Annotated in this window: 4 protein-coding genes; all 4 read right to left on the reverse strand. The window is 71.7% G+C overall.

Features of this window, described 5'->3' with window-relative positions; translation table 11 throughout:
- Positions 1–33 precede the first annotated feature (33 nt).
- A complete protein-coding gene (gene yajC / locus ACWIF2_RS40370) occupies positions 34–549 on the reverse strand; it encodes a preprotein translocase subunit YajC (RefSeq protein ID WP_454366654.1) in 516 nt (171 codons plus the stop codon).
- A 184-nt stretch (positions 550–733) separates the two neighbouring features.
- The gene (gene ruvB / locus ACWIF2_RS40375) at positions 734–1,804 is read right to left on the reverse strand and encodes a Holliday junction branch migration DNA helicase RuvB (RefSeq protein ID WP_382497635.1); all 1,071 of its coding nucleotides are present in this window, start codon (positions 1,802–1,804) and stop codon (positions 734–736) included.
- Positions 1,805–1,829: 25 nt separating this feature from the next.
- Entirely contained in the window at positions 1,830–2,435 is a 606-nt protein-coding gene (ruvA, locus tag ACWIF2_RS40380; protein ID WP_454366656.1) for a Holliday junction branch migration protein RuvA, read from the reverse strand.
- On the reverse strand, positions 2,432–2,962 hold the full coding sequence (gene ruvC / locus ACWIF2_RS40385; protein ID WP_454366658.1) for a crossover junction endodeoxyribonuclease RuvC: 531 nt from the start codon (positions 2,960–2,962) through the stop codon (positions 2,432–2,434). The genes ruvA and ruvC overlap by 4 nt, the downstream gene beginning before the upstream one ends.
- Between the last annotated feature and the right edge of the window lie 172 nt (positions 2,963–3,134).

Consider the following 3,134-nt stretch of genomic DNA (forward strand, 5'->3'; position numbering starts at 1 on the left):
GCGCGGGCCGGGCCCGCGCACCCCGGGAAACGACTACTTCGCCTCGGAGTCGCCGTCGGTCTTCTTCGGCTCTGCGTCCGTCTTCGCCTCGGCGGCCGGGGTGTCATCGGCCTTGGCGTCGTCGCCGGCCGGCTCGTCGGCCGTGTCCTTCTTGCCGAGGTCGACGGCCTTGTCGTCATCGCCGGCGTCGGCGGCGGAGTCGTCGGTCTCGGTGAGGGAGGAGGCGTCGTCCGGGACGATGTCGGCGTCGGACTTCAGGTCGTGCTCGATGCCGTGGACGACGCGGTTGTACTCGTCGTCGCTGAGCACGGCACCGATGGCGTTCTTGGCGAAGAGGAGCTCGACGCCCGGGCCGGCGTCGACGAGGACGGTGTCCTCGTTCACCTCCTTGACCGTGGCGTAGATGCCCCCGATGGTGCGGATGCCGCTGCCGGGCTGCATCTGGTTCCGCATGTCCACGGCCTGCTGCTGCTTCTTCTTGGCCGACCGGGTCATGAGGAACATGGCCCCGATGAGCACAATGAACGGGAGGAGGGTCAGGAGACTCACGGTCGGTACTTCCTTCACACGACCGCGCTGTGAGCGGCCAGATGGTTGGGGGTATGTACGCCGCCGACAAGGACGGCATCGGCGGAGTCTAAGCGAGTCCGCGCGCATGGAACAACGCTCAGCATGGCACCGGGGTTCCTGCCTCGGCCACTGGCCTCGCCGTCTCGGAACGGTGACGGCGCCGTCACGCCCCGAACAGGTCCTGTTGTCCGTTTCCACCGGTCTGGGAGCGGGGCGGGGTGAGGCCGAGATGCGCCCATGCGGCAGGTGTGGCGACCCGGCCGCGCGGGGTGCGGGCCAGCAGTCCCTCCCTTACCAGGAAGGGCTCGGCGACCTCTTCCACCGTCTCACGCTCCTCCCCCACCGCGACAGCGAGCGTGGACAGGCCGACGGGGCCGCCGCCGAACAGCTTGAGCAGGGCTTCCAGCACACCGCGGTCGAGGCGGTCGAGGCCTCGCTCGTCCACCTCGTAGACGGCGAGGGCGGCAGCCGCGATGTCCTTGGTGATCAGTCCGTCGGCCTTGACCTGGGCGTAGTCCCGGACGCGGCGCAGCAGGCGGTTGGCGATGCGGGGGGTGCCGCGGGAGCGGCCGGCGATCTCGGCGGCGCCCTCCGGCTCGACCTCGACCTCCAGGAGGCTCGCCGAGCGGTGGATGACCCGTTCCAGTTCGGCCGGTTCGTAGAACTCCATGTGGGCGGTGAAGCCGAAGCGGTCGCGCAGCGGGGGCGGCAGCAGCCCCGCGCGAGTGGTGGCGCCGACCAGGGTGAACGGGGGCAGCTCCAGGGGGATGGCGGTGGCTCCCGGGCCCTTGCCGACGATGACGTCGACGCGGAAGTCCTCCATCGCCATGTACAGCATCTCCTCGGCGGGCCGGGACATGCGGTGGATCTCGTCGAGGAAGAGGACCTCGCCCTCCTGGAGGGAGGAGAGGATCGCCGCGAGGTCGCCCGCGTGCTGGATGGCCGGGCCCGACGTGATGCGGATGGGGGCGCCCATCTCGGCCGCGATGATCATCGACAGGGTGGTCTTGCCGAGGCCGGGGGCGCCGGAGAGCAGCACATGGTCGGCGGTGGCGCCACGCGCGCGTGCGGCGCGCAGGACGAGGTCGAGCTGTTCGCGGACCTTCTCCTGGCCGATGAACTCGTCCAGGTCCTTGGGGCGCAGGGCGGCCTCGACAGCCTGGTCCTCACCGTCGGCTGCCGCGCCGACGAGCCGCTCGGCGGCGGGGGCGTCGGTGGTGTCGTCCCAGTTCATGATGTGCCTCGGTGTGTGGGGGGGTTCAGCGGGCGCGGTTCAGGGTCTGGAGGGCGGCCTTCAGCAGCTGGCCGACCTGCGGAGCGCCCTCGGTGGCCTCTGCCTGCGGAGCGACGGCGGTCACGGCCTCGTCGGCCTCCCGGGTCGCGTACCCGAGGCCGATCAGGGCCGCGTGCAGCTGGTCGCGCCAGCCGGTGCTGACGGGCGCACCGACAGCCGGGGCGCCGACCGGCTCGCCGAGCCGGTCCTTCAGCTCCAGGAGCAGCTTCTGGGCGCCCTTCTTGCCGATGCCGGGAACGGCGGTGAGTGCCTTCTCGTCGGCGGTGGCGACCGCCCGGCGCAGGGCGTCCGGGGTGTGCACGGCCAGCATCGCCTGGGCGAGTCTCGGTCCCACGCCGCTCGCCGTCTGGAGCAGCTCGAAGGTCTGCCGCTCGTCGTCGTCCGCGAAGCCGTACAGGGTCAGTGAGTCCTCCCGTACGACGAGGGAGGTGTGCAGCTTGGCGGGCCGGCCGACGCGGAGCGTGGACAGTGTGTTCGGCGTGCACTGCACGGCCATGCCGACGCCGCCGACCTCGACGACCGCGGCATCGGGGGCGAGCGCGGCGACCGAGCCGCTGACGAAGGCGATCATGTCGTACGGCCTTTCGATGCGTGCAGGGCTACGGCCTGCTGGAGTCGGTTCTGCCCCGGGGCGCGCCAGATGTGGCAGATGGCGAGGGCGAGGGCGTCGGCCGCGTCGGCGGGCTTGGGCGGTGCGCTGAGCCGGAGCAGCCGGGTCACCATCGCGCCCACCTGGGCCTTGTCGGCGCGGCCGCTGCCGGTGACGGCGGCCTTGACCTCGCTGGGGGTGTGCAGCGCCACGGGGATCCCGCGACGCGAGGCGCACAGAATGGCGACGGCGCTGGCCTGGGCGGTGCCCATCACCGTACTGACGTTGTGCTGGCTGAAGACGCGCTCCACGGCGACGAATTCCGGCCGGTGCTCGTCCAGCCACTGCTCGATGCCCTGCTCGACGGCGACGAGTCGGCGACCGAGGTCGGCGTCCGCCGGTGTCCGGACGACGCCGACGCCGATCATCGTGAGCGGCTGTCCGGCAACGCCCTCGACCACGCCGACGCCGCACCGGGTCAGTCCCGGGTCCACCCCCAGCACGCGCACGCGCGCCCTCCCCTCTTTGCGGCTAAGCCGCCGCCGCTCTCGCGGACCTGGCTGAGCACCGTCGGGGTTCCTCAATTGATGGTTACGGCCCGTGGACGGTGATCTTTGACTGCCGCCAGGCTATCCGCTGGCACTGACAACGGCGGCGGGCCGGTGGGACGTGTCCCACCGG

The sequence above is a fragment of the Streptomyces sp. NPDC055506 genome (genome assembly GCF_053643595.1).